The sequence below is a fragment of the Roseibium hamelinense genome (assembly GCF_007830545.1).
Classification (GTDB): Bacteria; Pseudomonadota; Alphaproteobacteria; order Rhizobiales; family Stappiaceae; genus Roseibium; species Roseibium hamelinense.
Genome location: NZ_VLLF01000008.1, coordinates 87,280 through 104,214, shown reverse-complemented (window position 1 = coordinate 104,214; position 16,935 = coordinate 87,280). Strand labels below are relative to the sequence as shown.

Annotated in this window: 23 protein-coding genes; 9 read left to right on the top strand and 14 right to left on the bottom strand. The window is 53.9% G+C overall.

The genetic code is table 11. The features are described from left to right. Positions 1-35: 35 nt before the first annotated feature. From JM93_RS16045 to JM93_RS15985, 13 genes are all read right to left on the bottom strand, one after another. Positions 36-446: a DUF1761 domain-containing protein gene (locus tag JM93_RS16045; RefSeq protein ID WP_145345819.1), complete on the bottom strand. Its 411-nt coding sequence runs from the start codon at positions 444-446 to the stop codon at positions 36-38. A 120-nt stretch (positions 447-566) separates the two neighbouring features. Then, complete coding sequence (locus JM93_RS16040) at positions 567-890, bottom strand: hypothetical protein (RefSeq protein WP_145345493.1); 324 nt, start codon at positions 888-890, stop codon at positions 567-569. 154 nt (positions 891-1,044) lie between these two features. Further along, entirely contained in the window at positions 1,045-1,662 is a 618-nt protein-coding gene (ureG, locus tag JM93_RS16035; protein ID WP_145345491.1) for an urease accessory protein UreG, read from the bottom strand. Continuing rightward, positions 1,659-2,369 (bottom strand): urease accessory protein UreF, encoded by a 711-nt coding sequence (locus JM93_RS16030; RefSeq protein ID WP_145345817.1) that lies wholly within the window; start codon positions 2,367-2,369, stop codon positions 1,659-1,661. Before JM93_RS16030 ends, ureG begins: the two co-directional genes overlap by 4 nt. Beyond that, positions 2,362-2,835 carry an urease accessory protein UreE gene (locus JM93_RS16025; protein ID WP_145345489.1) on the bottom strand — a complete coding sequence of 158 codons (474 nt, stop codon included), beginning with the start codon at positions 2,833-2,835 and terminating at the stop codon, positions 2,362-2,364. The genes JM93_RS16030 and JM93_RS16025 overlap by 8 nt, the downstream gene beginning before the upstream one ends. Then, a complete protein-coding gene (locus JM93_RS16020; protein ID WP_145345487.1) occupies positions 2,832-3,437 on the bottom strand; it encodes a glutathione S-transferase family protein in 606 nt (201 codons plus the stop codon). The genes JM93_RS16025 and JM93_RS16020 overlap by 4 nt, the downstream gene beginning before the upstream one ends. Before the next feature lie 26 nt (positions 3,438-3,463). Beyond that, positions 3,464-5,176 carry an urease subunit alpha gene (gene ureC, locus JM93_RS16015; protein WP_145345485.1) on the bottom strand — a complete coding sequence of 571 codons (1,713 nt, stop codon included), beginning with the start codon at positions 5,174-5,176 and terminating at the stop codon, positions 3,464-3,466. A 36-nt stretch (positions 5,177-5,212) separates the two neighbouring features. Further along, on the bottom strand, positions 5,213-5,626 hold the full coding sequence (locus JM93_RS16010) for a lysozyme inhibitor LprI family protein (RefSeq protein WP_145345483.1): 414 nt from the start codon (positions 5,624-5,626) through the stop codon (positions 5,213-5,215). Further along, a complete protein-coding gene (locus JM93_RS16005) occupies positions 5,623-6,036 on the bottom strand; it encodes a lysozyme inhibitor LprI family protein (RefSeq protein ID WP_145345481.1) in 414 nt (137 codons plus the stop codon). The genes JM93_RS16010 and JM93_RS16005 overlap by 4 nt, the downstream gene beginning before the upstream one ends. Before the next feature lie 12 nt (positions 6,037-6,048). Next, complete coding sequence (locus JM93_RS16000; RefSeq protein WP_145345479.1) at positions 6,049-6,354, bottom strand: urease subunit beta; 306 nt, start codon at positions 6,352-6,354, stop codon at positions 6,049-6,051. Between the two features lie 4 nt (positions 6,355-6,358). After that, positions 6,359-6,550: a hypothetical protein gene (locus tag JM93_RS15995; RefSeq protein WP_145345477.1), complete on the bottom strand. Its 192-nt coding sequence runs from the start codon at positions 6,548-6,550 to the stop codon at positions 6,359-6,361. A 34-nt stretch (positions 6,551-6,584) separates the two neighbouring features. Further along, on the bottom strand, positions 6,585-6,887 hold the full coding sequence (locus JM93_RS15990; RefSeq protein ID WP_145345475.1) for an urease subunit gamma: 303 nt from the start codon (positions 6,885-6,887) through the stop codon (positions 6,585-6,587). 22 nt (positions 6,888-6,909) lie between these two features. Next, positions 6,910-7,719: an urease accessory protein UreD gene (locus JM93_RS15985; protein WP_208995226.1), complete on the bottom strand. Its 810-nt coding sequence runs from the start codon at positions 7,717-7,719 to the stop codon at positions 6,910-6,912. Between the two features lie 417 nt (positions 7,720-8,136). Between JM93_RS15985 and JM93_RS15980 the strand changes: the two genes are divergently transcribed. From JM93_RS15980 to JM93_RS15970, 3 genes are all read left to right on the top strand, one after another. Beyond that, positions 8,137-9,516: a D-alanyl-D-alanine carboxypeptidase family protein gene (locus tag JM93_RS15980; protein WP_208995224.1), complete on the top strand. Its 1,380-nt coding sequence runs from the start codon at positions 8,137-8,139 to the stop codon at positions 9,514-9,516. 182 nt (positions 9,517-9,698) lie between these two features. Beyond that, on the top strand, positions 9,699-9,953 hold the full coding sequence (locus JM93_RS15975; protein WP_145345471.1) for a hypothetical protein: 255 nt from the start codon (positions 9,699-9,701) through the stop codon (positions 9,951-9,953). Positions 9,954-10,029: 76 nt separating this feature from the next. Then, positions 10,030-11,220: a CobW family GTP-binding protein gene (locus JM93_RS15970; protein WP_145345469.1), complete on the top strand. Its 1,191-nt coding sequence runs from the start codon at positions 10,030-10,032 to the stop codon at positions 11,218-11,220. Here the strand turns inward: JM93_RS15970 and tesB are convergent. Then, positions 11,212-12,093 carry an acyl-CoA thioesterase II gene (gene tesB, locus JM93_RS15965; protein WP_145345467.1) on the bottom strand — a complete coding sequence of 294 codons (882 nt, stop codon included), beginning with the start codon at positions 12,091-12,093 and terminating at the stop codon, positions 11,212-11,214. The genes JM93_RS15970 and tesB overlap by 9 nt on opposite strands. A 138-nt stretch (positions 12,094-12,231) precedes the next feature. Here tesB and JM93_RS15960 point away from each other — a divergent pair, with 138 nt between their 5' ends. From JM93_RS15960 to JM93_RS15935, 6 genes are all read left to right on the top strand, one after another. Next, the gene (locus JM93_RS15960) at positions 12,232-13,470 is read left to right on the top strand and encodes a ubiquinone biosynthesis hydroxylase (RefSeq protein WP_145345465.1); all 1,239 of its coding nucleotides are present in this window, start codon (positions 12,232-12,234) and stop codon (positions 13,468-13,470) included. 39 nt (positions 13,471-13,509) lie between these two features. Continuing rightward, positions 13,510-14,382, top strand: coding sequence for an SDR family NAD(P)-dependent oxidoreductase (locus JM93_RS15955; RefSeq protein WP_244300864.1), 873 nt, complete (start codon positions 13,510-13,512; stop codon positions 14,380-14,382). 50 nt (positions 14,383-14,432) lie between these two features. Then, positions 14,433-14,630: a twin transmembrane helix small protein gene (locus JM93_RS15950; protein WP_145345463.1), complete on the top strand. Its 198-nt coding sequence runs from the start codon at positions 14,433-14,435 to the stop codon at positions 14,628-14,630. Positions 14,631-14,643: 13 nt separating this feature from the next. Beyond that, positions 14,644-15,219, top strand: a complete 576-nt coding sequence (locus JM93_RS15945) for a cob(I)yrinic acid a,c-diamide adenosyltransferase (protein WP_145345461.1) — start codon at positions 14,644-14,646, stop codon at positions 15,217-15,219. A gap of 40 nt (positions 15,220-15,259) precedes the next feature. Next, positions 15,260-15,949: a rhomboid family intramembrane serine protease gene (locus JM93_RS15940; protein WP_145345459.1), complete on the top strand. Its 690-nt coding sequence runs from the start codon at positions 15,260-15,262 to the stop codon at positions 15,947-15,949. 224 nt (positions 15,950-16,173) lie between these two features. Continuing rightward, positions 16,174-16,923 (top strand): electron transfer flavoprotein subunit beta/FixA family protein, encoded by a 750-nt coding sequence (locus tag JM93_RS15935; protein WP_145345457.1) that lies wholly within the window; start codon positions 16,174-16,176, stop codon positions 16,921-16,923. The last annotated feature ends 12 nt before the right edge of the window (positions 16,924-16,935 follow it).

Genomic DNA, 16,935 nt, shown 5'->3' with positions numbered 1-16,935 from the left:
AGCCGTATCCGTTTGTCGTAAGGGAAACTGCGCTTTTATGCCGGAAAGTCTCCGACTAGCCCGATCAAAACTCCCTGAACCAACAGCACCCCAATCCAGTGGCCGCCATCTATGAAGGTGAGTGTCCACGGCTGATTCTGAAATCGATGATTTGCGATAAGGGTTGGAAAAATTATTCCTACGCCCAGCATGATGGCTGAGATTAAGCCGGTCCGGACGGAGGTTCCCGCGACATGGTAAATAACTCCGGCAAAAACGAAGGCCATGACAAATTGGCAGAAAAAGGCAATCGCCATAGTCGAGATGGCCGGCTTGGTTTCGTCAGCTTTCAAGTTGGCCGCTTTTGTCCAGGTTTTGCCGAGCAGGCCGTACCAAAGCGCGCCAAAAACAAAACTCCCAACCGCAGCAACAAACGCCCCGATCAAGTTGATGCCATCATACATCATGTCTGAAATCCCATGGCTGTCCGTTTTTTGTATGCTTGGGACAGTGTGATTTTTCAACCCATGATCCTTGAGGGCGATGGGGAGCCATGAGGCTCCCCATACATGCATATCCATTGGTTCTTATTTTGGAACAATGACACCGCCGCGTGTTGGGCCTATTTTGATGAATCCGGGGTTACCGGCGGAGCTCTCGGTGCTAGAAACTGGCGCGTTGCTTGGTTCAGCCAGCAATGTATGAAGAGGGCTGCCGCGGCCGGCTGGGATTGTCGAAGCATCCACTTCGGCGGGTTTTGCGATTGGTGCGTTGATGGTTCCGCCATGCAGATCAACAAGAACACCACCTCGGCCACTGCCGATGTTTGTCAGCGGTTCCGCTTGAGCAACAGCGATCGCTGCCAATGACGCGAGTGTTGCCCCTACAAGGGTCACAAATGCTTTTGCCAATAGTCCAGTCCTTTCCAAAGGTAGCCAGAGAGCCATTTCTCTCGGGTCCTTTTGAGCTGGGGAGTGGTTTGATAACGTTCAAAACAACCAATCGGAAGCGCCATGCGACCGTCGGTAACAACCCGGTGAATGCTGCTTGTCTGCCGTTAACCGATTAAGATCGGAGCCCGCCTTTGGTGATAAGAAACTCAATTATGTTCTCTATGCCGGTTCCGGAGCGCATATTGGCAAAGATAAATGGCCGGTCCTTTCGCATTTTTGAGGCATCCCGGTTCATAACGTCCAGGCTTGCGCCGACATAAGGAGCGAGGTCCGTCTTATTGATGACTAGCAAATCGGACCGCGTAATGCCGGGGCCACCTTTTCGCGGAATTTCCTCACCCGCTGCCACGTCAATGACGTAAATCGTTAAATCGGCGAGCTCAGGTGAAAAAGTTGCAGCAAGGTTGTCTCCACCTGATTCGATTAGGATGAGATCGAGATCTGGAAAACTCGCAGTTAAATCTTGAACCGCGGCCAGGTTTATTGATGCGTCCTCGCGGATTGCGGTGTGCGGGCAGCCGCCTGTTTCGACGCCCCGGATTCTATCGGTTGTCAGGGCTTGAGAGCGCATCAATGCCTCGGCATCTTCGCGAGTGTAAATGTCGTTGGTAATCACCGCGAGTGAAAATTGCTCGCGCATCGCTTTGCATAGTTTTTCAGTTAAGGTGGTTTTGCCGGCCCCAACTGGACCACCAATACCTACCCGGAGCGGGCCGTTTGTGAACGTCATGAGCGAAATAGCCTTGAATATTGGGTTTCGTGTTTCATGGACGCAATGTCGGCCAGAAAGGTCGATGTCCCAAGGTCACCTATGTCCGATCTTGCTGCTTCCTCTGCCACCTGAAAGATAGTGAATTCCAATTTCGCCAGAACCGTTTGAGCTTCCGTCTGACCGAGTGGGACCGTTCTAATCGCTGCCGAGACGATATTTGCCGCAAACGCCTGGAGAAACCCTATTGTTGCGGCCTCTACCGGTACGCCATGCGCAGCGCAGCAAAGCCCGACGGCCGCCGGATATGGCCAGATTGTTGAACCTTCTGAAAGGTCATTGAAAGCGAGTATTGCCGGGCTCTCCCCGGAAGGCGGCCAACTCTGGGTGACGGCCTTAAAAAACGCGGTGCCTTGTGCACATGTCTCCAAAGAGCGTTCTTTTGAAGGTTGCAATGCGAGGCCGAGTTCTCGGAGTTCAATGAGTGTTTCCCGATCTCCTTGAAGGGCAGCCTGGTGTGCTTCTTTCAATAAAATAGCATCAGACCGGCCGGCCCCACACCACATAATACTCGTAAGCCATTCTACAAGAGAGGCAGCATGTGTGACTGAACCGTTTTCAACCGCATTTTCTAAACCGTGCGAGTAAGTAAACGCCCCGATTGGAAATGCAGGTGAAAGAAAGGAAAGCAGCTTATACAATGCTTTTGTTGAGAGTGGGTCATCCATGACTGTGACCATGGTGACCGTGCCCGTGAGTCTGGCCACGGCCATATGCACCGCCCTCCGGGTCAAACGGCGCTGATACCGGCACCAGCCGCCCGCCCAGCTGCTCTACCATGCTTTCAATCACATGGTCACGTCGGATTCGAAGGGTGTTACCCAAGAGTTGTGTCGGAAGATGGCGGTTTCCAAGGTGCCAAGCGATTTTAATTAGATGTGCTGAATCTCCGGCGGTGATATCGACCAGATCCTCACACTTCGCGACAACCTCGATAAATGTTCCATCTTCAAGTTCCAAGCAATCGCCGTGGCGCAGATGGACGGCAGTGGGTTCATCAAGCAGGAAAGACGTTCCGTTATCAGCGGATAGAACGGCCCGCCGCCGATAACGGTCTTCCCGATCAAGGGTCACCCGTGCAATTGGTTTGCCGGTCCATGTCCCGGCCAGTTTAACGGCCTTAACTCTGATCATAGCGCGGCCTTTACCTTGGTTGTCGTGGCCTTGTAACCATCGCGCGATCGAAGCCGTTTGAAATAGTCATAGACCGTACCTTCGGACGGCAATTCAAAATTCGCCACTTTGGCCCATCCTGAGCAGTGACCCAGTATGATGTCAGGAACGGTAAATTGTTCGCCCATGGCATAGCGGCCATCGCCAAGCCTGTGCTCAAGCGTCTTTAACCCCTGCCCAAATTCGTAGCGGCAGACATCTTTAATTTCTGGAACCCTTTTGCTTTCCGGATTCACGAAAGTATTCTTGGCTGATGTCCAAAGCGCGCCTTCCAGAACGTCCACGGCGAATTGGGTGATACTGTCTTGCTGAGCGCGTGCCGGCGTTCCGGCTGGAAACGTGAATTTGCCATGCTTGTCCGCCAGATAGGTGCAGATCGCTACAGACTCTGTCACGATCAGGTCGCCATCACAAAGTGCTGGAACTTTACCGCTTGGATTAATGGCTTTGGCTGCCTCGGATTGTGGCAACGCTGGATCGATTTCGTAAGGCTCGCCGAGTTCTTCGAGCATCCACATAACCCGCATGGCGCGGGTTTGCGGGAATCCAATGAGTTTATACACCGAGAATATCCCCTGTTTGGCAAACATTAGAACAGGAAGTAGCGCTGGGCCATCGGCAAGATTTCCGCTGGTTCGCATGTCAGGAGTTCGCCGTTTGCCCGCACCTCATATGTTTCCGGGTGAACGTCAATTTCTGGGGTTGCGTCGTTTAAAATCATCGACTTTTTCGTGATGCCGCCGCGAACATTTTTGACAGGCAAGACAAGGCTATCTAGGTCAGCCTTCGCTTTTACATTGTTGTCATACGCTGCCTTAGAAACAAATGTTACCCGGCTTTGGGTCATCGCCTTGCCATAAGCGCCGAACATGGGCCGGTAGTGCACCGGCTGAGGCGTCGGAATTGAAGCATTTGGGTCACCCATTGGAGCGGCTGCAATTGTACCCAGTTTAATCACCATATCCGGCTTCACACCGAAGAACTTTGGATCCCAAAGGCAAAGATCTGCCAGCTTGCCGACCTCAACTGACCCTATGTGTTCATCAAGGCCGTGTGCGATTGCCGGATTGATCGTGATTTTGGCCATATAGCGTTTGACCCGGAAGTTATCGTTGTTACCGGTTTCTTCCTGTAGCTGGCCCCGCTGTACTTTCATTTTGTGAGCGGTTTGTAGCGTGCGGATAATCACCTCGCCGACACGGCCCATGGCTTGGCTGTCCGAAGCAATTATGGAGAATGCTCCGATATCGTGGAGGATGTCTTCCGCGGCAATTGTTTCTTTGCGGATCCGGCTCTCGGCGAATGCAACATCTTCCGGAATAGAATTGTCGAGATGGTGGCAAACCATCAGCATGTCGAGATGCTCTTCCAGGGTATTGACTGTGTAGGGCCGTGTCGGATTGGTGGACGATGGCAGCACATTCATTTCACCGCACACTTTGATGATGTCTGGCGCATGACCGCCGCCCGCCCCTTCGGTGTGGAAGGCATGGATTGTGCGGCCCTTAAACGCAGCTTTGGTGTTTTCAACAAAGCCAGACTCGTTCAGCGTGTCCGTGTGTATCATGACCTGAACGTCGTACTCGTCTGCTACGGCAAGACAGGTGTCTATTGCGGCTGGTGTGGTGCCCCAATCTTCGTGCAGCTTCAATGCGGAGGCACCCGCGAGAATTTGTTCTTCAAGCGCGGCGGGCAGCGACGCATTTCCCTTGCCCGCAAACGCCAGATTCATCGGGAAGCTCTCGGCCGATTGAAGCATACGTGTAATGTGCCAAGGGCCGGGTGTGCAGGTGGTCGCGTTGGTGCCGGTGGCGGGACCTGTACCGCCGCCGAGCATCGTCGTGACACCGGACATGAGGGCTTCTTCGATTTGCTGAGGGCAAATGAAATGGATATGCACGTCAAGCGCGCCTGCCGTTAGGATCTTGCCCTCCCCTGCTATCGCTTCTGTGCCAGGCCCGATGATGACGTCAACACCAGGTTGGACATCTGGGTTGCCAGCTTTTCCAATGCCAACAATGCGGCCGTCCTTTAGCCCGACATCGGCCTTTACGATGCCCCAATGGTCAACAATCAAAGCGTTGGTGATGACGGTGTCGACGGCTCCTGCCGAGCGCGGCGCCTGGCTTTGGCCCATGCCGTCGCGGATGACCTTGCCGCCGCCGAATTTCACTTCCTCGCCATAGGTGGTGAAGTCCTTCTCGACTTCGATGATGAGATCCGTATCCGCCAGGCGCAACTTGTCACCGGTGGTCGGTCCGAACATGTCCGCATAGGCGGCGCGGGGCATCTTATAGGCCATGGTTGTCTCCAATCGGGGACGAAATTGGGGGTCTGTTTATCCGCCATAGTCATCGATCATGGCTGAGAGCTGATCTGAGCGCTGACGGGTTTGAAGGATCATACAGCCGAGGAATGCCATCTCGCCGTCCTCACCAGCCCGGAAGGGGCCCGCATAGGCATCGCAGTCTTTCTGCCGGAAGGCGCGCCAAGAGATTTGTGCCTCTTCCAGCGCCGCGAAACTTCCCTGTAATTGTTCAGGGAGTGTTGGATCAAGCGCCCTAAGTTTGGCAAAAGCGCTCTCGAAGGACGCATTCATGTCGGCTTCCGCTTCTGCCAATGTCTGTTCCGCGCAGAATTGACGCTCATCTCGATTTAGCGGATAGCCACAATCGATTTGTTGTTGGGGCGCTGCGGGCGCAACCCAACTCAACGAGGCAAGAAGGCTTGCTGTGACGATGCGCTTTATCAATTGCCAAGCCCCTGTGCCAGCTCTTCCAGCTGCTTGGTTCTTTGCTGGGTCACTTCTGTTTTGCAATTGGCGACCAGCATGGGTTCCATGGTTCCGCCCCGGGCCAGGAACCCATAAGAGGCACAGGCCTTGTCGCGGAACGGGATCCAGTCGCGCTGGGCGTCGCGCAAGGTGTCGGCCGCGCCTTTCTGGTCCTTTGGCAAATAGCTGTCGGTCTTCTTCATCGACGCCATGGCTTTCTTGTAGGCCTCGTTCAGCTTGCCATCGGCCGCTTTCCAGTCCTGGGCGGCGCAATGATTCATGTCGGTTTGCGTTTCCGGGGATTTGCAGTCGACGCTCTTTTGCGCCGCCGCGTTTCCTGCAGGCAGGCTCACTGCAAAACCGATGATAATTACTGCTTTCCGAAACATTCTCTGCTCCTTTCAGAGCGGTCCCATGACTTTTTGGTTGAAACCATAGACCGTCCGGCCGCCGCGATAGGCAACAAGTGTGACGCTGCGCGTTTGCCCTGGTTCGAACCGGACTGCCGTGCCGGCCGGGATATCGAGCCGCATGCCGCGGGCCGCGTCACGGTCAAAGGATAAACCGGAGTTGGTTTCGGCAAAATGGTAGTGGCTGCCGACCTGGATGGGGCGGTCGCCTGTATTTGCAACATCAAGCGTGATGGTCTGCAAACCGGCATTCAATTCAATCTCACCATCGGCCGGAAAGAGTTCCCCAGGGATCATTTCTTCAGTCCTTTTTGCGCTTTACCCATGCAACAGTGGCGCCGATAGAAAGCCCCAAAGCAAAAATTATAAGAGTTTCAATGGTGAAGTAGCCCGCAGCATCAGTATGCGGGTAAGCATGATCTTGCAAACTGGGATGGGCCAAACCAGGACTGGTGACGCTGGCGATAATGCACAGACATAAAAAAGAACGCATGCAAAGCTCCTTAAAGCACCGGCGGGTTGGCAACTTAACGTATTGGCTCGTGTACTGTGACGAGCTTGGTGCCATCGGGGAAAGTCGCCTCTACTTGAACGTCATGGATCATTTCGGCTACACCTTCCATGACCTGATCGCGTGTTAGCACATTCGCGCCGGCCGCCATGAGATCGGCGACCGATCTCCCATCTCTTGCCCCTTCAATGACAAAATCGGTGATGAGAGCGATTGCCTCGGGGTGATTGAGTTTAACGCCGCGTTCAAGACGCCGCCGCGCCACAATCGCCGCCATCGAAATCAAAAGCTTGTCTTTTTCGCGTGGGGTCAGGTTCAAACGTCAATCTCCTTGGCGCAGCTCAACAGGTCCAAACCCTTGGCACTGCGCAATTGCGGAATGTTTCCAAAAAAATCGTCAGCGCTTTTTTCAGTTGCTGGCTGTCAATTGAAATCAGCCGGGTCGTTAATACGTCTTTCCAGGCACTTGCGGCTCCTTGTACGCCTTGCAAGCCGAGCGCGGGTTGCAAGGCCTTTCGTGCCGCCTCCAAAAAGAGTGGCGCGTCCGGCCGGCAATCTATGAAGCTCGCAAAACAGTGCGCGCCTTCGCCCGCTGCCGGACCGGACAGAATTTGCGCCGGGTTTCCGCTGAGCCGGATATCGTCGGCAAATGTCAGCTTCCCATCTCTCTTGATGCGCCAGCGGTCTTGGTAGTGAAGGTGATTGACCCTTTCGCCCATGGCGCGCCGTCCGATCACCACCGTTTCGAGGGCTACAAGCCGAGCATCTCCAGTGAGGTCCGCCGTAAGCGTTCGCTTCAACGCGGACCCATCGAACAAGATTGTTTCCTGCGGGAGCCACTCGATCGTTGAATTGTTTTCGGCGCTTAGACATGTGTCGATCCGTCCGGTTTCGAATGACGCTCGGTAAGCCCTTTCTGCTGTTTGGCTCGTAACGATTGCATGGGTCCCCTCCGAGCAATGCGCAGAATACGCCAGCTGGTCGCCTCCAGTTACGCCGCCTGACGTGTTAATCAGGACGGCCTGCGGCGCACCCTCGTAAATTTTTGGAATCCGGATCTTGGCGGAACCACTCTGAAAGAGGGAAGCGAGACGCGTTGATCCGTCGTCGGTTTTAAATCCGACTTCAGCTTTTCCCCTTGTTCGCTGCATCTGCGGCCTGCAACCAGCTGAAACTTTTTCTATTTCAGCATGAAACATGGTGCTGATGATCCACTGGTAGGTGATTTGGAAGCGCGTGCATTGAGTTGAAACTGGATGAGTGCCGAACGCAAGTGTTTTACCCTGTGTGCCAGTGCATCGAGCAAAGCTTGGGCCAATTCCGAATCTCGCGGCATTTACCCGGGTTCTGGCATTCATTTTTTGCCGTTCCGATAACGATTTGACGGCATTTTAGGCATGTGCCCGAAACGAAGGCGGTAATAAGTCTGTGTGCCGCTGCGTTAGATTTTGCAAATCATGGCACATTTCAGTTAAGACTATGGCGCTACGGTCTAGTTGGAACCTTTCAATCGAGTGCCTTTTCGAGTGATACATAGCGGGGAACACGTGTTCGGAGCATTCAGACGCTTGATTGCGAGCTTTCGCTTGGCTGCGCTTTGTGCCGCAACGGTTTTCGTGATGATTCAGCCGGCAAAAGCTGACATTGGCACGTATATCCTGATAGATGCGCGCACAGGAGACGTCCTCGATCAGAAAGATCCAACGCGTCTTTGGTACCCGGCTTCCCTCACCAAAATCATGACAGCATATGTGACTTACAAGGCCATTCGGGAAGGGCGCGCGACCCTCGATTCGGTTGTTGTTCAATCTAAAAATTCCCTTGCCGAACCACCGAGCAAAATGGGTTTTAGAGTTGGGACCACACTTACCGTCGATGCGGCTCTCAAGATTATTCTGATCAAGTCTGCAAATGATATTGCCGTCGCTCTCGGCGAAGCAATCGCTGGTTCTGAAACCGGATTTATTGCGATGATGAACGCCGAGGCAAAGCGCCTAGGAATGGTCGATACACGGTTTGTGAACCCACACGGGCTTCCCGACAATCGGCAGATCACTACGGCGCGGGATATGGCTATCTTAGCGCAAGCCTTTTGGCAGGACTTCCCAGAGGCGCGGGATGTTTACAAGCACCCAGGAATTAAGTTCGGAAAGAAAACACTTCGTTCTGCAAACCGGGAATATCTCCTGCGGGTTCCGGGCGCCAATGGCATGAAGACTGGCTATATTTGCAATTCCGGCTACAACGTTGCCGCGACTGCTACCCGCGGCAACCGCACACTCATTGCAATTGTTATGGGGGCTGCCTCCGGTCTTGAGCGTATAGCTCATACCCGCCACATGATGGACGAGGGGTTCCGAAAACGTTCTGGGCGTTTCACCGTCGCCACGTTGCCGCGCGCAGGCGGGCGTCCACCTGCAGACGGGTATTGCCGTCGAAATCCCAAACCCGGTGCAAAGGGCATCATGGCTCGCTACGATCTACAAGGCGCGCAGCCGAGCACGAATGTTCTCTCGCTGGTAAACCCGGCACGCAAGGAAGGTGGGGTGTTGATACCCGGGCTGTTTAAGGGCAAAAAACAAGAGCCCAAGCCGGTAGATGCCGAGGAATTCAAGTTGGCGAATGGCAAAACGGATTGGGGCAAAATCCTCGACAGAAGCATTGGCCCAAGGCGAATCGCTTATCGTCCAATCGCTGTCACCACCCGGGTTCCTGCTGGGGCGTCTTCGCCGGTTGCGCTTGCACCGGCTATCAATGTACCGATACCCACCCCCAATCCTAGACGTCAGTTGGCCGCAGCTGTTGCGCGCGCTGCTGCCGAGGCGGTCTCTGGATCTGACGCGCCACAGCGCCCTGGTGTTGCCGTCGAAAATCCGTCGCCCGGATCGTTGTTTCGAAAGGGTATTGGCTTTTCGGCACCTGTGCCGCCGTCCAGGCCCGAAAATTGAGGCTAAAAAATACATTCTGACACTCTGGGCGTCTAACCGGAGGTTTTAGATTTACGAGCTGTTAACTGTAATTTGCAAAAGTGAGGTCGGGAAACACTCCGCCGGCGCCCGCCGCAAGATACACCGCTGATGTGTCTGAATAATATCGGCTAGGTCTACCGGCTGCAGAATGAGATCGTCTAATGCCTGAACCAAGATCTTCGGCAACTCTTCGTGCCCTTGCAGACTTGGCGGACCTATCCGCAACTCAGTTGCAGGAGGGACGCTCCGTCGAAGAAGTGATTGACGTTTTGCGGAAAGCCGCTGCCGCTGTGCGGGTGGTTGTTTCAACAGAGAACAAAGCGGATTTGCGAGCAGACTCGGTCGCTGACGTGGATTTTGATCCGGTTGTCATCGATAATGATGATATTCCGGAGTACGAGAAGTCGAGCGCCTAGAACCTAGAGGTTTATCGCGGCATCTGGAAATCTAGAAGGCTATTCGGTACGACTATCACCAAAGGAGACCGCTTCAATGGTGAACCGTGCTGAGAACACTCCCAAACAAAAAGGTCCGAAGCCGCCGATCCCTCTGTCAATCATCACCGGCTTTCTAGGTTCAGGAAAAACCACCTTGCTGAACCGGATCCTTAAAGATCCGGACATGGCTGATACAGCCGTCATTATTAACGAGTTCGGCGAAATCGGTTTGGATCATCTCCTCGTTGATCAATCCAACGACGGCGTGCTTGAGCTGTCGTCGGGATGCCTGTGTTGTACGATCCGCGGCGACTTGGTCACCACTTTGGAAGATCTTTTGCGCAGGCTCGACAACGGCCGACTGGATCGTTTGTCCCGGGTCGTTATCGAAACCACCGGTTTGGCGGACCCTTCTCCCATTTTACATACGATTATGCTGCATCCATATATCATGATGCGCTATCGCCTTGAGAGTGTCGTGACCCTGGTCGATGCTGTCAACGGGCTTGAGACCCTGGACAACCACGAAGAGGCGCGGCGTCAAGCGGCCGTCGCAGATCGTCTGGTGATAACCAAAACCGACTTAGCAGACAGTTTTGCGGAGGGTTTGGATTGTAGTGAGTTGTTGGACCGTTTGTCGGGTTTGAATCCTGGCGCCATCCGCTTGAATACGCAGGCTGGGGATGCGGTTCCGGAACGGTTATTCGATGCCGGACTATATGATCCGAAGTCAAAAATTCCGGATGTTGCAAAATGGCTGAATGCGGAAGCATACGACAATCATGCTCACTCCCAGGACCACCGTCACGACCACGACCACGGGCATGATCATGGACATCACCATTCTCATGACGTGAACCGTCACAATGATTCTATCAGGGCTTTTACGTTGGCGACGGACCAACCCGTTTCCGCTTCGGCTTTGGAGATGTTCCTGGATTTGTTGCGCTCAGCTCATGGGCCGAAGCTATTACGCATCAAAGGAATTGTCTGCATCGCTGATGACCCGGAACATCCAGTTGTGATCCATGGTGTTCAGCATGTCTTCCATCCACCGGCAACACTTGAAGCATGGCCGGACGAAGATCGCCGTACGCGTATGGTTTTCATCACACATAATCTGCCCGAGGGTTTCGTCCGGAAAATGTTCGAAGTTTTCACTGGTGCATTGCGCCCGGACACACCGGACCCGAAAACGCTGGTCGACAATCCGTTGGCAATCACAGGCTTTCGCGGATCAGTCTGACCCGTCATTGTCATTTTTCGTAAGGCGTATAAGACCTTCTTGAGCGGTGGACGCGATAAGCTGCCCTTCGCGCGTGTAGATCAGTCCGCGATTCATACCACGTGAGCCTGACGTTGACACCGAATCGGTTGCGTAAAGCAGCCAGTCATCTGCTCTAAACGGCCTGTGAAACCACATCGCATGGTCCAGGCTAGCGGCTTGAATGCTTTTGCTGAATACTGATTTGCCGTGTGGAAACAACGATGTGTCCAGCAGGGTCATGTCAGAGGCATATGCCAGCACGCATTGGTGAATACGTGGTTCGTCAGGTAATTTTCCGGTCGCACGCACCCAAACATACTGTCTCGGCGGCAGCTTTTTGTGGCTGAAATAATGAGTCAGATCAACCGGCCGCAGTTCTATTGGGCGTTCTCGTTCCCAATACTTTCGGACGTTTTCTGGCGCAACGCTGAGAAACTTCTCCTTGAGATCCTGTTCACTTGGCAATGCTTCGGGCATTGGAACATCCGGCATCTCGATCTGGTGTTCCAAGCCTTCTTCGGCAACTTGAAAGGATGCAGACATGGAAAAGATCGCTTTTCCGTGCTGGATCGCTACAACCCGACGCGTGGTGAAGCTGCCGCCATCGCGGATCCGGTCAACCTCATAGATGATTGGAACCGAGGGATCGCCAGGCCGCATAAAGTAACCGTGCAGGGAGTGAACGCTACGGTCTTCCACAACCGTTCGCGATGCCGCAACCAAAGCCTGCCCGATTACTTGCCCGCCAAATACCCGTTGCCAGCCGACTTGGGGGCTGCGACCACGAAACAGATTGTGTTCGAGCGGCTCCAGGTCAAGTATTTGCAAAAGCGTGTCTATGGCCGTGTTCATCGGCGCGTTCCCTGCTAAATAAGACAGTGGTTGTACTGATTTTATGCCAGAAAAAGCTGGCTTCGAGCCTGACTTGGACGCGGCCGGTCGCATAAGTCAAGGTGCCTTTAGGGAAGATGTGTGGCTCAGGAGAACACGATGGCGAATGCCAACAATGCGGATCAACGGTTTGATGTTGTGATTGCCGGTGGTGGCTATGTCGGTCTTTCACTGTCACTTGCGTTACAGAAAGCCGATCCAGCACTTTCTGTCGCGGTCGTTGATCCAAAACCGATGGATCAGCTCGCGTCAGATCCGCGAGCATCCGCAATAGCTGCCGCTGCCAGCCGGATGCTTGATCAGCTTGGGCTCTGGTCAGAGTTGCTCCCGTCGGCGCAGCCCATCAACGAGATGATTGTAACGGACAGCAAACTTCGGGATGTAGTGCGACCGGTTTTTCTCACATTTGACGGTGAGGTTACCAAAGGGGAGCCTTTTGCCCATATGGTGCCAAATGGCAAAATGATGCCTGCGCTACACAATGCAGCAAAAGCGCTGGGAGTTCAGTTTTTTGCGCTCGACACTGCCCTGACCTTTCGCAGCGAAACCACCAAGACGCTCGTGCAGCTCAAAAGCGGTGCTTCGATAGAAGCCCGGTTGCTTGTCGCAGCCGACGGTGTTCGTTCCAAGCTAAGAAGTCTTGCCGGGATCAAGACTGTGCACTGGGACTATGGCCAATCTGGAATTGTCACGATGGTCAAGCACGAGCGCCCGCATGACGGGCGCGCGGAAGAACACTTTCTGCCAGCTGGGCCGTTTGCCATCCTTCCGTTACCCGGGAATCGCTCGTCCTTGGTCTGGACTGAAAAAACTGCCGATGCCGAGCGTCTTGTCAAAAGCGATGACTTCACTTTTGAGCTTGAACTGGAGCGGCGGTTCGGACACCACCTTGGTAAAATTGAACTTGGCGGCCCAAAAAATGCCTATCCACTGGGGCTAACACTGGCGCGTGAGTTCGTCCGGCCGAGATTTGCACTCATCGGCGATGCAGCGCACGGTATTCATCCGATTGCAGGTCAAGGGCTCAATCTCGGCTTCAAAGATGTTGCCGCGCTCGCCGAGGTTATTGTCGATGCGCGTCGTCTTGGACAAGACATCGGATCATCGGATGTTTTGGAACGCTATCAGCGTTGGAGGCGGTTTGACACCTTACAAATGGGCATCGTGACCGATGTGTTAAACAGGCTTTTTTCAAATGATAACGACATGCTACGGGCAGTTCGAGACTTCGGTCTTGGGCTTGTTGATCGCATGCCGGGACTGAAGTCGCAATTCATCTCCGAAGCATCTGGATTTGCAGGTCCCGCACCGAAGCTGTTATCTGGCGAACCTATATAAAAATTGCGGGTTTGTCCGGAATTCAAGAGCGTTCCAAGTATGTCTGACGACCGTTTGATGTTCAATCCACCGCGGACGGTCCTTATGACCGGATGCTCAACGGGCATTGGTGCCGAGGCCGCGAGGCTGATGCGCGGCCGGAATTGGACTGTTTTTGCAACTGCAAGAAACCCCGGGGACGTCATTCGTCTCAGACAGGCCGGATTCGATAGCGTCCGCCTGGATTATGAAGATCCAGCCACCATTGCGGCAGCGGTCGACTATGTATTGGACCAAACGGGCGGCAAACTGGACGCACTTTTCAACAACGGCGCTTACGCAATACCAGGCGCTCTGGAGGACATTCCCGTTGACGGTATGCGGGCGCTTTTCGAGGCCAATTTCATCGGTTGGCACGATCTTACACAGCGGATTGTGCCGATCATGCGCAGCCAAAATTCGGGCCGAATTGTTCAGTGTTCTTCGGTTCTCGGATTTGTCGCCATGAAGTACCGTGGTGCTTACACAGCTTCGAAATTTGCGCTTGAAGCCTATTCAGATACGCTTCGGCAAGAGTTGCGCGGCTCGGGGGTCACTGTAAGCGTGATTCAGCCCGGTCCGATCGGAACAAACTTCACTCAGAATGCGCTAGAAAACTTCGACAGGTGGATCGGAAAAGAAGGTCTGGAGGCCTCAATCCACCGTATGACCTACGAAAAACGCCGCGTCCGTATGGAAAGCGGAGAACCCGGGCCGTTTAAACTTCCGCCAGAAGCAGTCGTCAAACGTCTCATACACGCCCTTGAAGCCAAGCGCCCGAAAGCAAGGTATTATGTGACGGTCCCGACCAGCTTGCTGGCGGTTTTGAAGCGGATACTGCCTACATTTTTGCTTGACCGGTTCCTGATTAAGGCAGCCGATGCGGAAGAGTGACTCGACCTGAGCTGGATGGCGCTCCGAACGGGATCTAAAAGGAAGAGAAAATGGCAGCAGTTGTGAATGCCCTTGTACCAATCGGAATGGCGGCGGTCGCCGTCGTGCTTGTGATGGGTATCTGGAACATGATGAGGGGCGGCCCATCGAACCGCAGCCAAATGCTTATGCGCTGGCGTGTGGGGCTGCAGTTTTTGGTGGTTGTCGTGGTCATGACCGGACTCTACTTCTTCGGTCCTGGTCGATAAACAAGGGGGCAACGTGGTTATACTCAACAAAATTTATACAAAAACCGGTGACGATGGAACAACTGCGCTTGGAACCGGAGAGCGTCGTCCGAAAAATGATCTTCGGATTGAGAGCTATGGAACGGTAGACGAAACAAATTCAGTCGTCGGACTGGTCCGATTGCACACCGGGAAGATGGCACCGGATGTGGATGAGGTTTTGGGACGGATCCAGAACGATCTGTTCGACTTGGGAGCAGACTTAGCAACGCCTGAAACGGATCAAGACCTTGGATACGAACCATTGCGGATAACTGCCGCTCAGGTGACTGCGATCGAAGAGGCGATAGACCGGTTCAATGGGGAACTTTCACCCCTGCGCTCTTTTGTCCTGCCTGGTGGTTCGGAGGCTTCCGCTTACCTCCACCTCGCTAGAACTGTGTCTCGCCGATGTGAGCGTTTGCTTGTCGAGTTGCAAGCGGCCGAAAAGATAAACCCGTCTGCCGTCTTGTACATGAACCGGCTGTCCGACTTCTTCTTCGTTGCCTCTCGTTTCCTAAATGCAAAAGGCGAAGGGGACGTGCTATGGGTTCCGGGTAAGAACCGCTGAGCCATACTTTACGTGCACGGTTCGGAAACTGGAGCCGTGCATGTTCATACCGCTGCATGATCACAATTCTTGGAAGCACGTCGTAAGCCCGGTCGTTACATGGGGGCTTATCATCTTAAATGCGGTCATATTTTTTACGGTTCAAGGCGCCGGTCTAGGTGAGATGGCAAGCGCTTTGGCGTACTCCTATGGGCTCATTCCAAGCGTATTCTTCGACCAAAAGGACTTGCCGACCGAATTGCAGGTCTTCCCGGATAGCTGGTCGATTGTAACATATGCCTTCATGCATGGAGACTTCATGCATTTGCTCGGAAACATGCTGTTCCTGTGGGTTTTCGGAGACAACGTGGAAGATGCTATGGGGCATGTGCGCTTTCTGATTTTTTATCTGTTAAGCGCTGCTGCTGGTGGGTTCGCATACATGATTGCAGCATTCGGGTCGGACGTGCCACTGGTCGGCGCGTCAGGGGCGGTGTCGGGAGTTGTCGCTGCGTATTTGATGCTTCATCCCAAGGTTAAAATTTGGGTTCTTGCTCTGGGACGCATTCCGCTAAGGTTGTCGGCGCAATGGGTGCTGGGGGCTTGGGTCGTTTATCAGGTCTTCAATGCCGTTTTCACACAGGAAAGCCAGGTCGCTTGGTCGGCACATATTGGCGGGCTTGCGGCGGGGGCAATCTTAGTGATTTTTCTGCGCCGGCCTGGCGTGCCTCTGTTTGACAGGGGGCTATGACGCGGCCGATCGTCGCGAGCTTGTTCGCTTGGAGCGGGGTGCGGTAAATTGCCTAAGCTTACCTTAGGCCATCGTTGACACGTGCCGCTAAGGTCAAGTACCGTCCCGCGAGATGCGTTCAATTCGGCTGAAACCTGCCATTTAAACCCCGTTATAGGGGCGGCAAAAAGGCCAAAATAATGCGGTGCGGCGAAAGTGTCGGCCCAATAAGAGGTGGAGACCAAATGAAGATCCTCGTGCCCGTAAAACGGGTCATTGATTATAACGTGAAAGTGCGGGTGAAGGCGGACGGCTCCGGGGTAGATCTTGCCAATGTCAAGATGTCGATGAACCCTTTTGATGAAATCTCTGTCGAGGAAGCCCTGCGCTTAAAGGAAGCTGGCAAGGCCAGTGAAGTCGTTGTGGTATCCGTTGGTCCTCAGCAGGCTACCGAAACACTGCGCACGGGTCTCGCGATGGGCGCGGATCGCGGCATCCTGGTTAAAACAGACGAAACCGCGGAACCGCTTGCAGTCGCAAAGATCCTTAAGGCAATTGTTGAGCAGGAAGAGCCTGGCCTCGTGATTCTCGGAAAACAGGCCATCGACGATGATTGCAATCAGACTGGGCAGATGCTGGCCGCGCTGCTAGGCTGGTCACAAGGTACTTTTGCTTCGAAAGTGGATCTTGGTGATGGGACAGTCGATGTCACCCGCGAGATCGATGGCGGCCTGCAAACCGTCAAACTTAAGATGCCGGCAATCGTAACGACGGATTTGCGCCTCAATGAGCCGCGGTATGCGTCATTGCCGAACATCATGAAGGCGAAGAAAAAGCCCATTGATGAAAAAACACCGGTTGATTTTGGCGTCGATATCACCCCGCGCTTGACCGTTGTGTCCACGGCGGAGCCGGCTGCCCGTGAAGCCGGTGTGAAAGTTGGCTCTATCACCGAGCTTGTCGAAAAGCTCAAGAATGAAGCAGGCGTACTTTAAAGCTGGCTTCAG